Origin of the sequence: Bacteroides sp. AF32-8BH (assembly GCF_003435205.1) — a bacterium.
GTDB classification, from domain to species: Bacteria; Bacteroidota; Bacteroidia; order Bacteroidales; family Bacteroidaceae; genus Bacteroides; species Bacteroides ovatus.
Map to the genome: position 1 here is coordinate 276559 of NZ_QVLZ01000002.1, position 21261 is coordinate 297819.

Consider the following 21261-nt stretch of genomic DNA (forward strand, 5'->3'; position numbering starts at 1 on the left):
AAAGCTCATTAGATAGCTCGAAAGGATATTCAGAATGATCCTTTTGAACAGTAGCGGACTAATTATGGATGTTATTTGATCTCTATTTCCATGCTTTGCGCCTATATTTGCACAGTTAACACTAAATACGAAACGTATTAAACCTTAAAAAAAAGACTATTTACTATGGATACATCCTAAAACTGTAGAATGAAGAGGCGGAGTAATGTTGGGAACATTTTAAATGCCTTGACTTGTACCTAAAATTCCTAAAAATCTAATATCATTATATTCTAACTAAATGAAAAGTATATGGATAATCTAAGAAAAACGCTTGGCTGCTTGCTACTATTTCTTTTTGCAGCAGTTACATCTACTTATGCACAGGTTGCAAAGCAGTATTCGGGTACTGTTACGGATGCCGACAGCAATGAACCTGTCATCGGTGTCAACGTAACCCTTAAAGACGCACAAACAGGTACCGTAACGGATCTTTCCGGAAAATTCTCGATTAGTGCTCCTGTTGGGTCTACACTATTGTTTTCTTATATCGGATACGTGACTAAAGAGGTTAAACTGGGAACGAATACCAGTTTGAAGATTACAATGCAGGAGGATCAGAACCAATTGAGTGAGGTAGTGGTCATCGGATATGGTGTAGTGAAAAAATCAGATATAACCGGTGCTGTGGCTTCTGTTTCTTCCAAACAATTTAAGGATCAGCCGGTGAAGCGGGTGGAAGATATTCTGCAAGGACGTACTGCAGGTGTGGCAGTGACGAGCGTAAATGGTTTACCTGGTGGTACAGTTAAAGTTCGTGTTCGTGGTACCACTTCTCTTAATACCAGCAATGACCCCCTATATGTCATCGATGGTATTATGTCTGGTGGACTGGATGTAAATCCAGCTGACATTCAATCTATTGAAGTTCTGAAAGATGCTTCGGCAACAGCTATTTATGGCTCACGCGGTGCTAATGGTGTGGTGTTGGTAACTACTAAAAAAGGGGTGGAAGGTAAAGTGCAGATTTATGCAGATGTGGCTATAGGCGTATCGAACATCCTTAAAAAATATGACTTACTGAATGCTTATGAATATGCGACTGCATTGAAGGAGTATAATGGTATCTCATTTGCAGATGATGAGATGGAAGCCTATAAGAATGGTTCCAAGGGCATTGACTGGCAGAATTTGATGTTGCAGACCGGTATTAGCCAGGACTATAAATTAGGCATTTCGGGTGGAACGGCTAAAAACAAGTATCTTATTTCAGCCAATGTATTGAATATGACAGCCATGACCATCACGACCAGGTATCAACGTGCACAGTTGCGGATAAATTTGGATAATGAACTCACTAAGTGGTTGACACTTTCTACCAAAATTAATGCTTCACGTACTCACAGTCACAATGGGGGCATTGACATTATGAATTTTCTGAACTATTCTCCTACGATGGAAATGAAAGATCCGGTGACGGGCGTTTATAATATGGACCCTTATAATTCAGTAAACGGAAACCCTTATGGTGCCCGTGTGGCAAATTATGGCGATTCATATGTGTATGCTTTGAATACTAATATGGATTTGACTTTCAAAATAATGAAAGGGTTGACATTGTCTGTACAGGGTGCCGCTAATTACTCTCATGTTCCGAGTTACTCTTTCACCTCGTCGTTAGCAAAACCCGGTCAAATTAGTGGTATGGAAAATGCGAGCAGGATGAATCTATTCTGGCAGAATACCAATAATGTGACTTATAACACAAGTTTCGGCGATCATCATTTGACTGCAACCGCTGTATTTGAGGCAAGTGGTGCCGAAGGTCGAAATCTAAAGCTAACCGGTAGTGATTTAGCCAATGAATTTGTTGGTTATTGGAATGCAAAAAATGCAAAGACACGCGATGGAGAAAATGGCTATTCCGCAGAAGCTATTGTGTCCGGGCTTGGTCGAATTATGTACAATTACAAAGGGAAGTATATGCTGACAGGTACTTTCCGTGCCGACGGCTCATCTAAGTTTCAGAAGAAAAATAAATGGGGATATTTTCCGTCAGCAGCTGTTGCTTGGGATGTTGCTAAAGAAAACTTTATGAGCAAACAAAACATTGTCCAGCAATTGAAACTAAGAGCCAGTTTTGGTGTTGTTGGTAATCAAAGTATCGGTGCTTACACAACATTAGGTATGTTGGCTCCTACGAATTATGACGGTTATGGTAGCGATGCAATCCATACCGGTTATTGGACTGGAAATCTCGCTACGCCAGATGTAACTTGGGAAAGCACCTATCAGTATAACATAGGTTTGGACGCCAGTGTTTTAGACGGTCGCTTGAGTTTTACAGCCGAATGGTTCCGAAAGGATACTAAGGACTTGTTGCTTCGCAAACCTGCTCCTCAGTATAACGGAGGTGGCTCTTTCTGGGTCAATCAAGGTGAAGTTAGAAACTCTGGTGTTGAATTTACCATCACAGCAACTCCTTTGACTGACAAAGATATATTTGGTTGGGAAACATCGCTGAATGCATCTTATTTAAAGAATAAGATAATCGATCTGGCAGGTAGTGATTTTATCGTTGGGGAGAATTATACAAGTATTGGCGGTGGTCCCATTCAAATTAAAAAAGTAGGGTATCCGATTGGCTCTTTCTATCTTTATGAATGGGCAAACTTTAATGATCAGGGCGCCAACTTGTATAAACATCAATCTAATGGAAGTTTGACAACCAATCCGGGTGCTGACGATCTGGTTACTAAAGGGCAGGCCGAGCCTAATTGGACTTTCGGATGGAATAATACATTTACTTGGAAAAATTGGACGCTCAATCTCTTTATCAATGCTGCATTAGGACAAGATAGACTGAATGTAAGCCGCTATGCGATGGGATCTATGACAGGTGTATATCGTTTCATCTCTTTATCTGATGCTTATTACAAAAGTTGGGATAAAGTAGCCAATAAAGCAGATGCTGTGTATGCAAGTCATAAAAATTCAGATAATAGAAACTATCCTGATTCCGATTTCTGGCTTGAAGATGCATCATTTGTGAAACTGAAAAATATAAGCCTTACGTATAATATTCCTAAGAAGATAACGAAAGTAGCCGATATTCAACTGTCGGTCAGTGCTCAAAACCTGTTTACATTAACGAAATACACAGGTATGGACCCAGAAGTGTACAGTGAATCCGATTATGGCTTTAATGGCGTGGATATGGGATCTTATCCTGTTCCAAGAACATTCACTTTTGGTATGAAACTTAACTTTTAATCTTTTAACTATACATGGATATGAAAACAATATATAGAATATTCAAATCTGTCGGACTAGCATTGATAGCACTTTGGATGGTGTCTTGCCAGGATTTACTGACAGAAGATCCTAAAGGGCAGTTGGCGGTAACTAATTTCTTCAATTCAAAAGGTGATCTGGACTTGGCTCTGAATGGAATGTATTCCAAAGTTGCGAGTGATATGTATGCAAATATTTGGGCAGGTTTCGAGTCAGTGATGGGCGATGATATTTCGACACACCCTGCAGCTAATAAACAGGGGCTGCGTGAGGTAGATACTTATAATGTTTCGGACAACAACACTTGGGTGACTGAATTGTGGGGTGCTCGTTGGAGATTGGTAAAAGCAGCTAATTTCATTATAGATAATGCCGGACGAACTCCGGAGGTGAGCCAGGAAGAGAAAGATGCAGCCATTGGACAAGCTTATTATTGGCGCGCCTATTCTTATTTTTACTTTGTAATGGCTTGGGGAGAGGTACCTATGGTTGTGAAAGATGAAATCAATTACAACATGCCATTGGCAACCGTTCCTGAAATTTACGAGCTGATTATATCTGATCTGAAAAAGGCAGAAACAATGGTTCCTGCTAATTATACTAAAGAACCCTACGCAAGAAATGGGGTAAACATTGCTGTTAGTCAAGGAGCTGTAAAAGCAACATTGGCTTATGTGTATATGGCAATGGCAGGATGGCCGTTGAACAAGGGAACAGAATATTATCAACTAGCCGCTGCAAAGGCAAAAGAAGTAATCGATGCTTCGAAGAAAGGTACTTATTACTACAAGTTATTACCTGATTACAAGCAAGTATATTCGATGGAGTATAATAAGAATAATCCTGAAGTGTTGCTTGGTGTTTATTATAATTTAGGAATAGATGCACTTACCAATGCCCCTTTAGCTGATTTCCTGGCAGACTATGCTTATGGTGGCGGTGGATGGGGAGATACGAACGGAGAAATTAAATTCTGGTATGATTTCCCGGAAGGCTCACGCAAAGATGCATCTTATTTCCCGAAAATCATATTGAAGAATGAAACGAAGTTGCGTGATTGGTGGGAAGACCCCAATCCGGAAGCGCCGCGTGTGGTTGTTGCTCCCTGTTTCATGAAGAAAGTAGAAACGACCACTGGAGAAGAATTCGATTATACGAATCCGAAGATTTCGATGAATCAGAATGGAGAAAAGACGCATCAGATTATTCGCTTGGCAGAAGTATATTGCTGGTATGCCGAAGCTGTAGGTCGTTCCAAAACAGGTAGTATCACGGAAGCTGTCAACTTATTGAATGAGGTACGTAACCGTGCCAATGGATCTGTTGTTGCAGAGCGGGATATCTATAAGACAACCATGTCGTATGATGAACTGGCAGAAGCTGCCTATAATGAACATGGTTGGGAAATAGCCGGATATTATTGGGGAAATATTGCCACTAGAGCGAGGGATATGTTTCGCATGAATCGCATTAAAGATCATTTTGAATACAGAAAATTAAATCCGGAGATTGAAGTGGCTCCCGGAGTCTTCAGGAAAGAAGCTGTTTCCGTATCTGGTACGTGGAATGACAGTAAAATGTATCTTCCCCGTCCTTTTGTAGATTCATCTATTAATCCGAATTTGAAGAACTGAATGAAACAATAAAAACAATCATTATGAAACTAAGATATTTATATTTAGCAATAGGTGTATTATGTAATGCCTCTTTAGTATCATGCGGTGATAGCTTCAAAGAGAAAACAGAGATTGTTGCATGCGGAATCTCCACAAATGCTTTAACATTCGGAGTCTCTTCTACTGAAGTTCAGACTGTAGATATTACGTCAGAAGCAGCTTGGGAAGTAGCAGTGGATCAGGCAGGTGGTGATTGGCTTACAGTTTCTCCTTTGGAAGGAACTGGTAATGGTACGCTAACAATTGCTGCTGATAAGAATAACGGCCCAAAACGCAGTGCAACCTTGACCATAGCGGCGAAAGGTGCTGAACTTCGAACCATCACAGTTATTCAGGATGGCTATAAAGGAACCATTTATAATTACGGTGACTTTACTGGATTGCAAAAGACGGGGCTTGTGGCAGGGATCAATCCGATCACTATCGTAGATAATGATGAATGTGAAGATGGAAAAGCGTTAAGAATCTATACCCGGGCAGGTGAAGAGTATGAAGGTACTAATGGGGACCGTTTCAAGGTGCAGACAACAACGCAATTCGGATCAGGTCGTTATGAATGGAGGATATATGTCCCTAAATTCGGAATGAATGACCGGGCTAGTATTGGAGCATTTTTATATTTTGACGATGGGCATGAATTGGATTTTGAAATTTGTTCCGGTACAGCTGCAGACCGTGCAGCACATAGTGCCGGACCAGATGATATGCTGTGCCTTGTGACTAGTCAGGCTAATCCTTTTTTCTCTGAATTCACGCCTATTAAGGGGGATGCTTGGCATACATTTGTATTGGATTTGAAGCTGGAAAATAAGAAATATCTGGCGGAGTGGTCGGTTGATGGTAAAGTTTTAAAGAGGGCACAATTAGATTATGGTGAAGAGGCTTATTTCCGTGCTATATCTAGTGTCGAGAATCTTTATGGTATGGGCGATCATGCGGCAACTCAAGAAAATTATGCCTTATTTGATTATCTTGAATATGTTCCTTATGATTATTCAATGAAGCCGATTATCGAAGGTCAGCTTCCTCCCGAACCAGAGGGAACAACAGTGAAGTGGGACTTTGAGGAAGCTGGTTTTGTTCCTGTTGGATGGACTAACAATGGAGGAACGATTGTGGATGGAAGTTTGAATCTATCTAACGGGAATAACTTCGTTTATGGTCCGGAGATAGGAGCTGGAAAATATACATGGGAAATAGATGTTCCTTTGGTAGGGATAGGTGAAAAATGGTTGGCAGGTGGTAATATCGCTGCAACTAACGCTGAAGAAAGGTCATTCTCTATGTTTGTTTTCTCGGGTACTGAAAATGATCGTGCGGCTTGTACGGTTCCTCCTGTTCCTGGTCAGATGCTGGTACGTTGTTATACGGAAGCTATGGGAGTTTACGGTGTACCTATTGATCCGGGTAAACACACTTTGACTATTGACCTTAGGCTTAATGCAGATGGTGCATATTGGGCGGCATGGATTATAGATGGTGAAGTGGCGAAAACATTTACTACCTGGTATACTCCGGCACAGTTTAAATTTGGATTCTCAATGATGACCTTTGCTGATGGAGGTGGCTGGCAAGGAGATAAGCCTACTGCAAAGACATATACAGTCAAATATGACTATATAGAATATAAGAAGTATAATTATGATGAAGAATAACAGTTTACTTTACATTCAATGAGGTATTTAAGTATAATTGGAACAGCTATATGCTGTGTAATGTTGGTAATGACGAGTGTTTCCTGCAAGCAGGAAACATTCTCTTCCACCACCCAGGAGAAGAAAGTAGCTCCTTGGTATGTCTATATAGATGGAAGCTCTTTTAAGGATATAGAGCCAGTGAAAGAGATTATTAGTTCCATTAGCGTTTTCGGGAATCCTCCGAAATCATTTATCGATGAATGTCATCAGAATCATATCGAAGTATATCAGGCTGTAGGTGGGAATGAAGAAACGATTGATACGCCACAGAAAAGAAAGGCGCTTGTTGAGAAGTATGTAAGTGATTGCAATGCAAACGGATATGATGGAATAGATCTTGATCTCGAACATTTGAACCCTGATATTCAGGATGCATATACCGAATTCCTGAAACTGGCTTCAAAAGAACTCCATGCTGTTGGAAAGAAATTAAGCCATTGCGTTAGTTTTTATCCGGCTTTGTATCAGGATAACGAAACTAAGATGTTTCACGATCCGGCAGTTTTGAATACTACTTGCGACTTAGTTAGAGTGATGTGTTACGATATGTATTTTGCACTTGGGATAGATAAGCCCGAGCTCAAACATAGGGATGATTGTATGGGCATTGGACCTACGTCTAATTATCTATGGACTAGAGAGGCGATGCTTTTCTGGATGAAACATATTCCAAATGATAAATTAGTGATGGCGTTGCCTGCTTATGCAAATGATTATGCTGTAACTGGCGGCATCAAAGGAAGGCAGATTTACCAATCTGTGCCTGACAGTATAAATGGAATTTTGCCTTCTCCTACCTGGTTATGTTATGAAAAGGTAAACATGTATCTGTATGATGGTACTGATGGTAATCGGCATCTGTTTTATGCAAGTGATGCCAGAAGTACGGAAGCGCTACTTGAACTAGCTGATGAACTGGGAATCTCTCAAATCGGTTTTTGGCACTTTAATAGCGTAGATCCGCAAATGTGGGATACTGCCGCAAAGTGGCAAAAGAAATAATAAGATAATAAATCGACCTTGTAAATAATATAGCTTTATTCTCATCCCCCCATTTAGAGAAAAGTTATTCTTAACAATAAGAGGCCGCAAAGGTATGAATCCGTATCTTTGTGGCTTTTTATTTTTTTCTTACCTTTGGGGGACTTAACATAACCCCCAAAAATGAAGAACATGAAAAAGATCTTTTTACTCATTTCCGTCATTCTATTTATTTTTCCGGTACAGGCTCAACATACATTGAGACTGATGACTTATAATATTAAAAATGCGAACGGCATGGATGATATTTGTAGTTTTCAACGGGTAGCCAATGTGATAAATAATGCTTCTCCTGATGTTGTGGCTATACAAGAGGTAGACAGTATGACCCGTCGGAGCGGACAGAAATATGTGCTGGGTGAGATAGCTGAACGTACACAGATGCATGCTTGTTTTGCACCTGCTATAGAGTTTGAAGGAGGTAAATATGGAATCGGACTGTTGACAAAGCAAGTTCCGCTACGTTTATAAGCTATCCCTTTACCTGGTAGAGAAGAGGCCCGCACCTTGATTCTGGCAGAATTTGAGGATTATATTTATTGTTGTACCCATCTGTCATTAACGGAGGAGGATCGCATGAAATCCTTGGAAATAGTGAAGTCATCTACTGCTTCCTATAAAAAGCCTCTTTTTCTGGCTGGGGACATGAATGCTGAACCGGAATCCGACTTTATAAAGGAGTTACAGAAAGACTTCCAGATACTCTCTAACCCTAAACAATCTACTTATCCGGCTTCTGAACCCCAAAAGACTATAGATTATATTACTACATTGAAGTCAAATATTAATGGCTTCGCTCTTATATCTGCCCAAGTCTTGAATGAACCTATGGCTTCCGATCACCGTCCTATACTAGTCGAAATCCGTACTGCTGAAAAAGCAGACAAAATATTCCGCACGAAACCTTATTTACAGAATCCGGTAGGTAATGGCATTACTGTGATGTGGGAAACTACCGTTCCCGCATATTGTTGGGTGGAATATGGAACGGACACTACTCAACTAAAACGTGCACGTACGATTGTAGACGGGCAAGTGGTTTGTAACAACTACTTGCACAAAGTTCGTATAGACGGTTTGCAACCCGGTCAGAAATATTATTACCGTGTATGCTCACAAGAAATGCTACTTTATCAGGCTTATAAAAAAGTATTCGGAAATACTGCCCAGTCAGATTTCTCTGAATTTACTCTTCCGGCAACCGATACAGATTCTTTCACTGCTGTTGTTTTCAACGATTTGCATCAGAATACACAAACCTTCCGGGCTTTATGTAAACAAATCAAGAATCTCAATTATGACTTTGTTGTCTTCAATGGGGATTGTGTGGATGATCCTGTAGACCACAACCAGGCAACCGCTTTTATCAGTGAGCTAACCGAAGGTGTCCGTGGCGACCGCATACCGACTTTCTTTATGCGCGGTAATCACGAAATACGAAATGCTTACTCTATTGGTTTACGTGACCACTACGACTATGTAGAGGATAAGACTTACGGCTCTTTCAACTGGGGAGATACCCGTATCGTTATGCTCGACTGTGGAGAAGACAAGTTAGATTCTCACTGGGTATATTATGGTTTGAATGATTTTACCCAACTGCGTAATGAACAAGTGGATTTCCTGAAAAAGGAGCTGTCTGCCAAAGAATTCAAGAAAGCAAAGAAACGTGTCCTTATTCATCATATTCCGCTTTACGGTAATTATGAAAAGAATCTCTGTGCAGATCTGTGGATTAAATTATTGGAAAAAGCACCTTTTAATGTCAGTCTGAATGCACATACACATAAATACGCTTACCATCCGCAAGGAGAACTGGGTAATAATTATCCGGTTATTATTGGTGGAGGATATAAGATGGACAGTGCTACGGTGATGATCTTGGAAAAGAAGAACGATGAATTGAGGATTAAGGTGCTGAATGTAAGAGGAGAGGTTTTACTGGATATTACAGTTTAGAGAAAACTGTATAAAGAAATGAAGGCCACTGGAATCATTTATAATCCTGTGGCCTTTATTCTTATAATCAGAAATATAGCTTGCACCGACTTTGATAATGTTCTTATTTTTTATATATGAATAAAATTATGAACTTCTTCGGGATTTAGAACTTTTGGAAACCACTCGCTTTTTCATAAGCTTTTTTCCCTTCCGTATCTTTATTGCTTGTATATCCGGGACCGCCACCGGCAACATATCCATTACTTTCACCATTGGTACTTGGACTTACCCAAAAAGCATACAAATCACCATTTTTGAGTTTGAATCTGAATCTGACTTCTTGTCCTGCCAGAGAGGATAAGTCACTGGCTCCATTCCATTCTACCTGTTGAATAGTAGAATCAATAGTAACTGCTTTACATTTGTCAGCCGAGAAGCCATCAATAACTTTATTATTTTTGTCCAGGATCTCCACCTTGAGTTCTCCTGCCGGACAGTTGACATTGACAAACATATATTTTCCGCTGAATTTGACAGGGTGGGTTGTCAAGCTACCTTCTCCTGTTGTCGACATAGAAGCAAATCCGTCTCTGCGAAGAGTAGCCATACCAGTAGCACCGTTTGAATGCATATAGCTGGAGCTATCTCCACCTTTAAAACCGATGTAGTAGAATCTTAACTGGTCTCCTACAACAGTACAGATACCACCTACGGATTGTACATATCCACGATCCCAGCTACCTGGCACACGGGTAGCAGGAATAAATGCATCCCTGTAAGGTCTGTCCCAATGAAAACCATCACGGCTGAAAGAAACTTTCAACTCTGTAATTTTTGGTCTGTTGGCTGCTTTGGCAATTTCATTTTCATCCAATAGAATTTGGTGGAGTCCCAACATGATGCTTTCGTAACCTACAGCATTCAGATTATAAAGTTCCGGTGGCAGATTGAATTCTGGATCCGGGGTATCTTTATTATCTGCATTACACCAGAATACTACATCCGCTTTTGACCAAACGGCTCCGGCCAGAAAGTCAGAGTGTTCCCGGTAATATCTGGCTCTTCCATGTGGAGAATTACCCAGTACACCCAGAGTACGTATGCTGAATACCCATTTCTTACGGAAAGGATTGTAGAACATAGTGCTTCTGTCACCGCAAGGACCTGTTTTGGTAAACCAGCTCCACTGCTTTCCATTCGAAGAAATCATACAATAGCCGGCATTGTCTGTTGCGTCAGCGTTCGGCGAGCGTAAAAACATTTTGTATCTCTCGTTGTCGGATGCCTCGTAATCCAGTACGACGGCGCATGAGTTTGCAGGAAATCTGGATAATGTCAGAAGTTCGTTCGAACCATTATTCAAATCCGGGCGTACCCAATTTACACCATCATTACTGGTCGCATAGGCCATTTTATTAAGCCATCCGGCCTCATACCACATTTTGAATATTTGTTCTCTGGGTTCCCACCACACACCACCGTCTTTGGCAGAAGCACCGGGAATGTTCGATGTCTCCAAAGCTGTTTCAGGTTTTAATATAGGGTTTTGTGCATACTTTTTAGGCTTATAGAATTTACGTTCCAGGTCTGTGTTAGCAATCAGAAAATTGTCAAAGAACAATTGACGGCCTACATCAATGGGAACCACTTCTGGCGGAGTCTGCAAATAAGGGACATTCATCGGTTCATACGAACTGATATTGATGTTTTTGGGCGGCCATACGGAAGGTAGGATAATACCGTTGTATAAAGTTCTCCAGTCGTCCGATGGATCATCGGGGTCTGGGGCAGGATCTGTTCCGGGATTTCCCGGAGGTTCGGATATTCCATCGTCTGATCCGCCACAACTATAAGATACTAAACATAACAAGAACATGCTAATGCATGCGTGCAGTTTTATTGATCTGCAAAGTGAGTACATATATTTCATAATCGTTCAGTTTATGTTTCTATTTATTCTTTGATTCGGTCATTAATTCGTCTGTCATATCTGTAGTTTTAGGGTTCAGCACTTTCAACTGCAGGAATATGGACAGACATACAGAGAAGATCATTATCAAAAAGACAAGATCTTTATAATTAGCTTCGAATGCTTTACCCAATTCATTGGTAATGATGGCTCCGGCAGCAATTCCGACAAAATTCATGAGACCGTAACCAGTGGCGCGGTAGCGTGAAGGGATAAACTGGCAAAGAATTGGCATATTATTGGTATCATACATTCCGAAGCCAAGTCCAAAGAGTATAGCTCCTGCTACAATAAACACAATGTTATTTCCATAAACCATTAGCAAAAGAGCAGGAACGATCAGGGATAGTCCTGTGGCACTGGTGTAAACCCTTCCTTTGATATTCTTTTGCACCCACTTGTCGGAGATAAAGCCACCAAGAAATACACCGACAAATGAAGAAAGGGCAAGGGTGGTGGTAGAAAGTGGCCCTGCGAATTCCATATCCATATTTAATGTGTCGGAAACCATGGTCGGAAGCCAGTTTTTGGTAGTCCATCCGGGAAGATTAAGTGCGGCAAAATAATATAGCATTACCCAGAAGGCGATATTGCTGAACAATACAGCCAGTCCCTTGAAGGTCATGGAAAGATTTTCCTTAATGCTTTTCTTTTGTTCGGTTTGTACTGTATATGTTTTTTTCTCATGCAGCAATGCGATGAGTACCAGGCTATAAATAATACCTATCATACCAAAAGAATGAAAGGTAAATTGCCAAGAAGTATGTGCGGCTACTGTTGCTCCGAAGCCACCGATAGCTTGTCCCAGATAAATCCCCGAGGTCAGTACACCAATGGCGATTGACCTTGTTTTCCCTTGGTGATAATCGGCTGTGAGAGACAGAGCGGCAGGAATATAAAATGCTTCGCTGACACCCATTAAAGCTCTTAATATATACAAGTGGCTGATGTCATCAACGTATCCCATCATAAGAGTGACAGTAGACCACACGAACAAGCTGATGACAATTAGCCATTTACGGTTCAAACGGTCTGCAATCATTCCCGATATAGGGCTCATAATGGCATATATCCAAAGGAATATAGCCATCAACCGCCCGAAATTGGTGATAGACTCCAGCTCTTTGATGTCCACCATGATAAATGGACGCATCGTAGCCAGCATCTGTCTATCTAAATAGTTGAGTAGAGACACTACGACGAGCATCCCTACTACCATCCATGGATAATATTTCTTATCTTTCAGCATATTTACATTTTGATTTTAATGACTATTTTCTTCACAGTCACCCCATTTTCGTCTTTTATGCTGGGACGATGTGGATCCTTAGGGAAGAAAACATAGAAAAGATCGGGTGTTGCCACTTCATATATAGCCGATGCATCGGGTTTGAAGAAGACAATATCCTTTTCTTCGTCATATTCACAAATAGGGACCACTTTGTCCAGTGTTGTTACCCCCATCTTCTCTTTTCCGCTAATCAGATATTGGAAGTCGATATATTTGCGATGTGCTTCAAAGTTGCATTCTGTTGCTTCTTTAGGGGTATATTCGCTGACAATAGCATATACTTCACGTCCTATGATTTCGTGTTCACCGGGAGACAGCCTGCCTAGATCTGTATTCTTCAGATACTCGAATGTGGCTTTCCATCTTTCCGGGTATTGGGCCTGGTGCTTTTTCAGAGCATCCATATCGAGTATCGGACTGGCAGCTACTGTCCAACCGTATCTCCAATCTATTTCTGTGGGGTCGGCTGCGGATGTGGCAATGCTATTATTCTTTTTAATGTTTTCACAGGAACAAGTCATGGTAATAATCATTAGTAGAGTGATTAATTGGTTGTTTGTTCTCATAATACTTGAATGATTTGTTGTTTCAATTCTGTTACATTCTTTCTGATTGTTTCCAGATCGGCATTATTCACTTTTTGCAAAGGTTCGCAGATATAGTCGGTTATCAAGCCTTCTGTAAACAATGCTGCTTTCAGACCTTTGAGAAAGGATACACTTGACTTATCTACGGAATAAACTCCGGTGGAAACCTTCATTACCAGTTTCTGTAGTTTAAGTATTCTTTCTGTATCTTTCGCTTTGCAGGCTTTGAATAAGTTGACGTATAGTTCTGGAAACAGATTAGAACCGGAGTTCACGCCACCATTGCCACCCATTGCCATGGTAGAAGCCAGCATTTCATCCGGCCCTACGAGAATGGTGAAATTGGGATATTCTGCTTTTATTTCTGCGAGTAGTGTGTTGAAGTAAGTACCATTACCGGAACTGTCTTTCATGCCGATGATGTTCGGATGCTTAGCCAATGTCTTGACTGCTTCAACGGAAATCATTAATTTAGTTTGTGCCGGGATGTTATATAAGAACAAAGGCAGAGGTACATTATCGGCAATAGTGGTATAATAGTCGATAATTTCTTTCTGTGTCAACCCTAGATAGAACGGAAGTGCGGATACTAAATAAGTAACCCCACATTCTTTTGCGTAACGAGCCATATTCAGGCTTTCTTCGATACAGCAGTCGGCAATACTGACAAATACTGGAACACGTCCCTTTACGTATTCTATCGAATATTTAATTAAATCTTTTCTCATCCGGGGAGAAATACTTGTTCCTTCGCCTGTAGTACCCATGAGAAACACACCGCTGACTCCGCCATTAATCAGATGATCCAGCAATTTTTCCAAGCCTTTGAAATCTATGTTTTCTCTGTCGATAAGGGGGGTAACCATTGGGGTTATCACACCTTCAAATAAATCTTTATTCATCATTCTTTATATTATTACTGATTATTATCTTAACATCTTTCTAATAAGTTGGGGAAATCTTGTGCCTTTTTGTAAGCCCTCATCCCTTCTTTGTCTATACCACCGCTGAACCCCGGTCCTCCTGCTGCATTATATCCGTTGCTGGCACCTTCCGTATCGGGACTTACCCAGAATGAATACAAATCTCCATTGGTGAGATAGAATTTGAATCGGACCGATTGGCTTTTTAAGGTAGACAGGTCTTTTTTATTTTTCCACCTAATTTGCGCAATCGTACTGTCTACTGTCAACGGTTTACAGTCATTGGCAGAGAATCCCTGAATGACTTTATTGTCTGCATCCAATACCTCGACCTTTAGTTCTCCATTTGGACAGTTTACGTTTACAAACAGGTATTCCCCAGTAAATGTAACAGGACGTGTCACTAGTGTTCCTTTCTCCTTTTGGGCGGAGTAAGATACAAAACCATCTCTGCGCAACACTGCTACACCGGTGCTTCCATTGGCATGCATCCCATTTTTCTCATAGACAGTGCTTTTCTTTTTCTTGTTCCCTTCGAAGCCTATGTAGTAAAACCAAAGCTGATCTCCTACGATGGTGCATAGTCCACCCACAGATTGTACATATCCTCTGTCCCATGAGCCTGCTTTCCGTTCGGCCGGGATAAAAGTATGCCGGTCGGTACGGTCCCAATAGAAACCATCGCGACTGTAAGCCACTTTCAGTTCGGTTATTTTAGGAACTCCGGCTTCTCTACATCTCTCATTAGATGGTCCCAGGTGTATCTGGGGTAATGATAGCATGATACTTTCGTAAGGAACTGCTGATAGATTGTATAATTGTGCCTTATCGCCAATATATGGATCTGGGTCATCCAGGTAATCGGCTCCTAGCCAGAAGATAAGGTCTTCTTTTGTCCATTTTGCCCCCTCCAGAAAGTTTGGATGCTCGTGGTAATAACGGAATCGTCCGATAGGAACCCGGTTTATGTTCTCCGGATTCCGAAGACTGTATACCCATTTTTGGCGGAAAGGATTGTAGAACATCGTACTTCGGTCTCCACATGGCCCGGTTTTGACTGGCTTTCCCCAATGAATCCCATCTGGAGAAACCATACTAAACCCATAGTTGAAACGTTCCGTAGAGCCGGGTATGGAATTCGGAGAACGTAGGAACATTTTAAAACGTTCTTCCGGATTCTTAGTAAAATGATCCAGCCAAACCGTGGAAGAGTCTGCTACAATTTCTGGTACAATCTGGTTGGTTCCCGCTACTACATCCAGATTTGGACGTTCCCAATGTATTCCGTCTTTACTTGTAGCGTAAGCCATTCTATGTAACCAACCGGCTTCATACCACATTTTAAAAATATTATCTTTGGGATCCCACCATACTCCACCATCTTTGGCACTGGCTCCGGGAATACCATATGTCCCTTGTTCCAGTTCTGTTTCGGGTTTCAATACGGGATTAAAACTCATTTTGCGCGGTGTGTATGATCTGCGTTCCATATCTGTTTGTTCAATCAGGAAATTGTCGACAAAGAGCTGTCTTCCCAGATCGATAGGAACGATTTCCGGGCGGTTGGTCAGATAAGGTAAAGGCATGGGATCATAATTCATGCTAATATTTCTTGGTGGCCAAACGTCGGGTAGTGTAATGCCATTGTATAGTGCACTGCTTGGAGAAGCACCCCCTCTTAGGAAAGAGGGGAATGCTATATTAGGTATAAATGCTGTGGACAATGCTAAACCTGCATTTCTTATAAAATCACGTCGTTTCATTTATATGCTATTTTATGATAGATTAGTTAATTGGAAGGGCTGTCCCAATACGGATTCTGTTTTAGATTCGGATTGATAACAAGGGCAGAGCTTGGCAATGGTGCTAAGTAATCACGGTCTTCATTCCAGGTTTTTACTTTATCTGTATTGACAACTTTGTTACCGGAATCTCCATTGCTGAGGAAGATGCCTACATTTAGTCCGATTGAGTTTTTTTCTGTAAGATTACTGGGACGTTCACCTATATAAATATAGAAGTTAGCGTTTCTGGCTGTGTATGCAGGCTTGTCCAAATCATACTTGGTTGAAGGCGCAGTAACTGTTGAAAAATAAACTCCTTTGAATTGCTCGGTAAACAAATGGCCGGCTTTCCAACGAATGATATCATCATAACGTAAGTTTTCCATAACCATTTCAACTCTACGCTCTCTCCGTATTTCGAGGATAACTCCCTTATTGCTACCGTTTACCAACGGATATTGTGCGGACAGTACCGGATCTGGATTAGCATTTGCTGCTGCCATGTCCATGTTCGGCATTCCAACACGGTCACGTATTAATTTTATACTTTGTTCCAAGTCTGTTTGGAGTAGTGTGCCCAGTTCTGCCTTTGCTTCAGCATAGTTCAGTAGGACCTCGGCATAGCGATACAGGATGATATCATTTTCATTACTGGTCTGCTTATCATAATCGCCGGATTGTATGTACTTAATTGGCATATATCCGGTGGTAGAGATTATCATAGCCTCATATAATCTATTCACATCATGTGTCTTGCCGATACGTGCATAGCCGGGACACCTGACTGTTTGGAACATACGTGGATCTCTGTTTTCGAACTCCTCACCAAAAATCATCGTTGCATAACCCGGTTGGTCGGTGAAACGGGTACCATCATTCATTAGATAAGAATCCATAAATGCTTTACTTAGTCCAATTTGGTTACCACTGGCATTGATGATCGAATAATTAGTGTTATGTTTTACCCCTAGTGAAATACTGTAGGCATAAGCAGTGATTACTTCTACATCACTGGCGTTATTGGTTGCAGGTTGTGCAAATAAATCCCGGTAAGCAACATCCGTTCCCTCCCCTTTGTCAATAGTGTATTTACCTGAAGTCATTAATGCTTCAGAAGCTGATACGCATTCTTTTAGGAATTTCTCCGATCCTTCTATGTTATGGTATTTTCTGAATGTACCTTCGAATAAGCAAAAACGGCTCTTTAAGGCCAATGCTGTCCATTTGGTTATTTCATTCAAGCTTTTGGCTTCCACCCCGTTCTTGATCGCCTTATCCAAGTCTTCCAGGATTTTATCTGCAATCATTTCACGGGAATCACGTGGCTTGTACAGTTCCGGACTGTTATCTTCGAGTACAGTATCATACCAGGGGACTCCACCAAACGTTTTCAGTTTGTCGTAGTAGAATTGCGCTCTCAAATAGTATGCCATTGCGTTATACTTCTCACGTACAGTCTCGTCCGGACAGTTCACCGAATATTTCAAGAAGATATTAATCTTTCGCAGATTATCCCAATCCCAGCTTCCGGCTGATTGTGTGGAACTCCGTTTACCGATCATATAGTCAGGGAGTGTAGGCCATATTACGTCGTCAGTCTTTTCCATCATTCTTCCGGCGGCTACACTGGCTCCATTATCCACATTGGATGCTCCTGACAACATGGGCAGAAGTCCATTGATGTATAATTTTAGCTCTGTTTCATTTTTTAGAGAGTTTTCCGGAGTCATTTGATCTTGCGGTAACTGGTTTAAATCACAGGCGCAAAATGAAAGCGATAGTGAACTTATCAAAAAGGCTTTCTTTAGTATCGTTGTTGTTTTCATACTTATAGATGTTTAGCGTTGAAAAAATTAGAACGTCAGATTTACACCGACAGATACCGTTTTAGAGAACGGATAGATACGTGCGTCGTTGGCAGACATGGCTTGTTCGGGATCTATATAGTCTGTCTTGAACGGTGACCAATAACATAGATTTTCACCAGCAAAATAGATTCTTAGTCGTTCGATTCCAGCTTTTGTTGTAAGTTTGGTTGGTAATGTATAACCTATCGAGAGATTTTTCAGACGTAAGTATGCCAGGTTCTGTAAATATCTGTCATTAACAACTTGCATTTGTCCGTTATCATTGTATGCAGCACTACCACGTTCGAGACGAGGAAAGTATGCACCTTTATTCTCTTCCGACCATGCTTGTTCGGCCATGCCTTTCGGAAGAAAAGCACTGTTGACACGTCCCCATGAGCCCCAGAATTTTTCCATTTCTTTGTTCGGATACAAGTCTCTTTGGCCAATACCCTGGAATGAGATGGAGAAATCGAATCCATACCAATTTATGTTTGCTCCGAAACCATAGTTGTAGCGCGGTGTTTCGTTACCGATAACTTCGAGGTCACCATGATCCTCAAGTGTGTTTGCTCCATTGTTAATAATGTTATTCCCGTCCTTATCGAGGTATTTTACATCTCCACCACGGGCAACAGACCATTTACCCTGACTTTTCAAAATGTCTCTGTTTACTGCCGACTGGTCTATCTTGCTAGTCCATTCCGTAGCTTCTTCATCTGATTGGAATAATCCGCCAGTTCTGTAACCCCAGATTTCACCGATTTTCTTTCCTACATAATAATCTGTCAGAATGTTCGTGTCATTTCCTTGGTATTTAGTGATTTCGGAGGTTGCGTCACCTATAGAACCGAAAATTTCATAATTCAGTGATCTCCCGGCCAGTTTGAAATTATCACGCCAGGTTACAGTGATTTCATATCCTTTTGTTTTCATTTCTCCGGCGTTTTGGCGGGGAGGGTTTGCACCGTAAACAGCAGGAAGAGTCACTCCGTCGACAAACATATCAGAAGTTTTTCGGATAAAGTAATCCCCACTGAAGTTAAGTCTGTTGTCCAATACACTGATATCTATACCCATGTTGAGGGTACCTACCTTTTCCCAGGTATAATCGCCTGCTACAGGAGCGGGAGTCGTTAGATAATAGGCAAGCGAATTACCAACAATATAAGAAGACTGTTTCTGGGTAATGGTAGAATATGGATACATACTTACTCCCAACTGATTTCCCAGAACACCATAAGAAGCTCTAACTTTCAGGTTATCGAAGATATTCAATCCTTTCATAAATTGTTCCTCGCTGATTCTCCATCCGGCCGATACGGAGGGGAAGAAACCATATCTATTTCCTGAAAGGAATCTGGAAGAACCATCATATCTTCCGTTGACTTCTAGTAAGTAACGTTCTTTATAATTATAATTGGCTCTAAAGAAAAGGCCGAACAATTCGTAAGCAGATGCGCCTCCTGTGGCTTTGAGGTCTGAAGCTCCTGTTCCTGTTGCCAAATTCAAGTCGTTCAGTGTTTCGGACAATACATCTGTGCGATAACCGAGTAGATCATGGTTTTGTTGTTTCTCATAGTTCATACCTACTGTAGCTGATACATGATGTGCTTTTGCAAAAGTATTACCATAGGTAGCATATACGTTGAATACGTGAGACGGATCATAAGACATTGATTTCTGTATATAGTCTTTTTTATGAGTGGAAGTAGTACTCAGCTGTGTCTCGTTGGCATATCCGTTAGAAATATATACTAATCCCTGACGCTTCCAATTATCATCCATAGTGAAACCAAATGTGTAATCTGCATTTACAGATAAATTCTTGATCGGAGTGATTTCAACAGAGAATGTATTCCGAAAGCGTCTTTTTCCTACATTTCCTTTAGATACACCTCCATAAATATCTGCCACACGTCCTTCATTGAGAACTTTACCGTTTTTCATTAAGCCGGTGTAGTTGCCATCTGGCCCGATAGGTACATAATAAGGTGCGCAGTTAATCATGGTTCTGGCAAAAGCTGCATTGGCTGCGTTCTCACCCGGATATGTGTGCGAACTATCAAAATAGTTTGTCTGGTTTCCGATTTTCAACCATGGTTTTATTTCCGCATTAAATTTGGAAGTCAGGGTATATTGTGTATATTTCTCATCAACGCGCTTCATCATACCATCTTTCGAATAGAAATTTGCGGATACGTAATATTGAATTTTGTCTGTACCACCAGAGATACTTACGTTGTGAGATTGCGACGGCATTCTTTCTTTATACATCCAGTTCCACCAATCAAAGTTGGCATAGTAATTGTATTTTTGTCTGCCATTACTTTCTGTAGTGGTGACTACCCATGGGCGATCCGGATTTTCTGTAGTATCATATCGGCGTGCTTCCAATTCTTTATAATCTTCCTCTGTATATCCGGTAGCAGCTCCCATGAACCCTTTCTGTCCCATGTATGATGTATCATAAATATAGGCGTGTTCATAGCCGGAAGTGACGAAATCGGTGGAGACGGTCGGTTTTGACCATGAAAAATAACCGTCGTAAGAAATTTTGGCTTTGCCGGATTTAGCTTTTTTAGTAGTGACTAAAACGACACCAAAAGCAGCCCGTGCACCATAGATGGCTGCCGAAGAAGCATCCTTGAGTACGGAGATAGATTCAATATCATTCGGATTTAGTTGGTCTATGCTACCAGGAATACCATCTACCAGAATAAGAGGCGAACTGGAATTCACAGAACCCATTCCACGAATGGAGATTGTTCCGCCTGCTCCGGGACTTCCCGTGTTTACCTGAATATTAACGTTAGGCATAGCTCCTTGTAACATTTGTGTAACAGATGATGTAGACCTGTTTTCCAGCACCTCGGCTGTGACCTGGCTGACTGCTCCTGTCAGGTTCACCTTTTTCTGGGTACCGTAACCAACAACGACCACTTCGTCCAGCAATTGGTTGTCGTCATGCAGGGTTACATTGATCACTTTTTGGTTGGCAGGTACTATTACTGATTTGAATCCGATGAAACTGAATTCAATAGTATCACTCGGATTTGCTTTTACCTGATAGTGACCGTTGAGGTCTGTGACAGTTCCGGTAGTCGTTTTCCCATGTTTAACGATGACGGAAACTCCTAACAAAGGTTCTCCGTTACCGTCTCTAACGGTACCAGATACAGAGTTTTGAGCATACACATTCATAGAGAAAATGAATAGGCAGCTTAATAAC

The 21261-nt window shown here is 41.2% G+C and carries 11 protein-coding genes and 1 pseudogene; 5 read left to right on the forward strand and 7 right to left on the reverse strand.

What is annotated here, in order from left to right; translation table 11 throughout:
• Window positions 1-291 precede the first annotated feature (291 nt).
• The 5 genes and pseudogenes from DWZ47_RS02390 to DWZ47_RS02410 all read left to right on the forward strand — a co-directional run bounded on the left by DWZ47_RS02390 (window position 292) and on the right by DWZ47_RS02410 (window position 9646).
• Window positions 292-3252 (forward strand): SusC/RagA family TonB-linked outer membrane protein, encoded by a 2961-nt coding sequence (locus DWZ47_RS02390; RefSeq protein WP_117512221.1) that lies wholly within the window; start codon window positions 292-294, stop codon window positions 3250-3252.
• A gap of 20 nt (window positions 3253-3272) precedes the next feature.
• Window positions 3273-4907: a RagB/SusD family nutrient uptake outer membrane protein gene (locus tag DWZ47_RS02395; RefSeq protein ID WP_117512246.1), complete on the forward strand. Its 1635-nt coding sequence runs from the start codon at window positions 3273-3275 to the stop codon at window positions 4905-4907.
• A gap of 23 nt (window positions 4908-4930) precedes the next feature.
• Window positions 4931-6604, forward strand: coding sequence for a BACON domain-containing protein (locus DWZ47_RS02400; RefSeq protein ID WP_117512222.1), 1674 nt, complete (start codon window positions 4931-4933; stop codon window positions 6602-6604).
• Window positions 6605-6664: 60 nt separating this feature from the next.
• Window positions 6665-7648: a glycosyl hydrolase family 18 protein gene (locus DWZ47_RS02405; protein ID WP_117512223.1), complete on the forward strand. Its 984-nt coding sequence runs from the start codon at window positions 6665-6667 to the stop codon at window positions 7646-7648.
• Window positions 7649-7819: 171 nt separating this feature from the next.
• Window positions 7820-9646: pseudogene (locus DWZ47_RS02410) on the forward strand (endonuclease/exonuclease/phosphatase family protein).
• A 145-nt stretch (window positions 9647-9791) separates the two neighbouring features.
• On the opposite strand, the gene DWZ47_RS02415 reads toward DWZ47_RS02410, so the two are convergent.
• The 7 genes from DWZ47_RS02415 to DWZ47_RS02445 are packed head-to-tail and all read right to left on the reverse strand — an operon-like array spanning window position 9792 to window position 21233.
• Window positions 9792-11558, reverse strand: a complete 1767-nt coding sequence (locus tag DWZ47_RS02415) for a glycosyl hydrolase family 32 (RefSeq protein WP_008770570.1) — start codon at window positions 11556-11558, stop codon at window positions 9792-9794.
• Window positions 11559-11577: 19 nt separating this feature from the next.
• Window positions 11578-12846, reverse strand: coding sequence for an MFS transporter (locus tag DWZ47_RS02420; protein WP_004315655.1), 1269 nt, complete (start codon window positions 12844-12846; stop codon window positions 11578-11580).
• A gap of 2 nt (window positions 12847-12848) precedes the next feature.
• Entirely contained in the window at window positions 12849-13454 is a 606-nt protein-coding gene (locus DWZ47_RS02425; RefSeq protein ID WP_229128455.1) for a YhcH/YjgK/YiaL family protein, read from the reverse strand.
• The gene (locus tag DWZ47_RS02430) at window positions 13451-14380 is read right to left on the reverse strand and encodes a dihydrodipicolinate synthase family protein (protein WP_008770573.1); all 930 of its coding nucleotides are present in this window, start codon (window positions 14378-14380) and stop codon (window positions 13451-13453) included. The genes DWZ47_RS02425 and DWZ47_RS02430 overlap by 4 nt, the downstream gene beginning before the upstream one ends.
• Window positions 14381-14406: 26 nt before the next feature.
• The gene (locus tag DWZ47_RS02435; protein ID WP_008770574.1) at window positions 14407-16161 is read right to left on the reverse strand and encodes a glycosyl hydrolase family 32; all 1755 of its coding nucleotides are present in this window, start codon (window positions 16159-16161) and stop codon (window positions 14407-14409) included.
• 26 nt (window positions 16162-16187) lie between these two features.
• Window positions 16188-18008 carry a RagB/SusD family nutrient uptake outer membrane protein gene (locus tag DWZ47_RS02440; protein WP_008016622.1) on the reverse strand — a complete coding sequence of 607 codons (1821 nt, stop codon included), beginning with the start codon at window positions 18006-18008 and terminating at the stop codon, window positions 16188-16190.
• A 27-nt stretch (window positions 18009-18035) separates the two neighbouring features.
• Window positions 18036-21233 carry a SusC/RagA family TonB-linked outer membrane protein gene (locus DWZ47_RS02445; RefSeq protein ID WP_115484414.1) on the reverse strand — a complete coding sequence of 1066 codons (3198 nt, stop codon included), beginning with the start codon at window positions 21231-21233 and terminating at the stop codon, window positions 18036-18038.
• Between the last annotated feature and the right edge of the window lie 28 nt (window positions 21234-21261).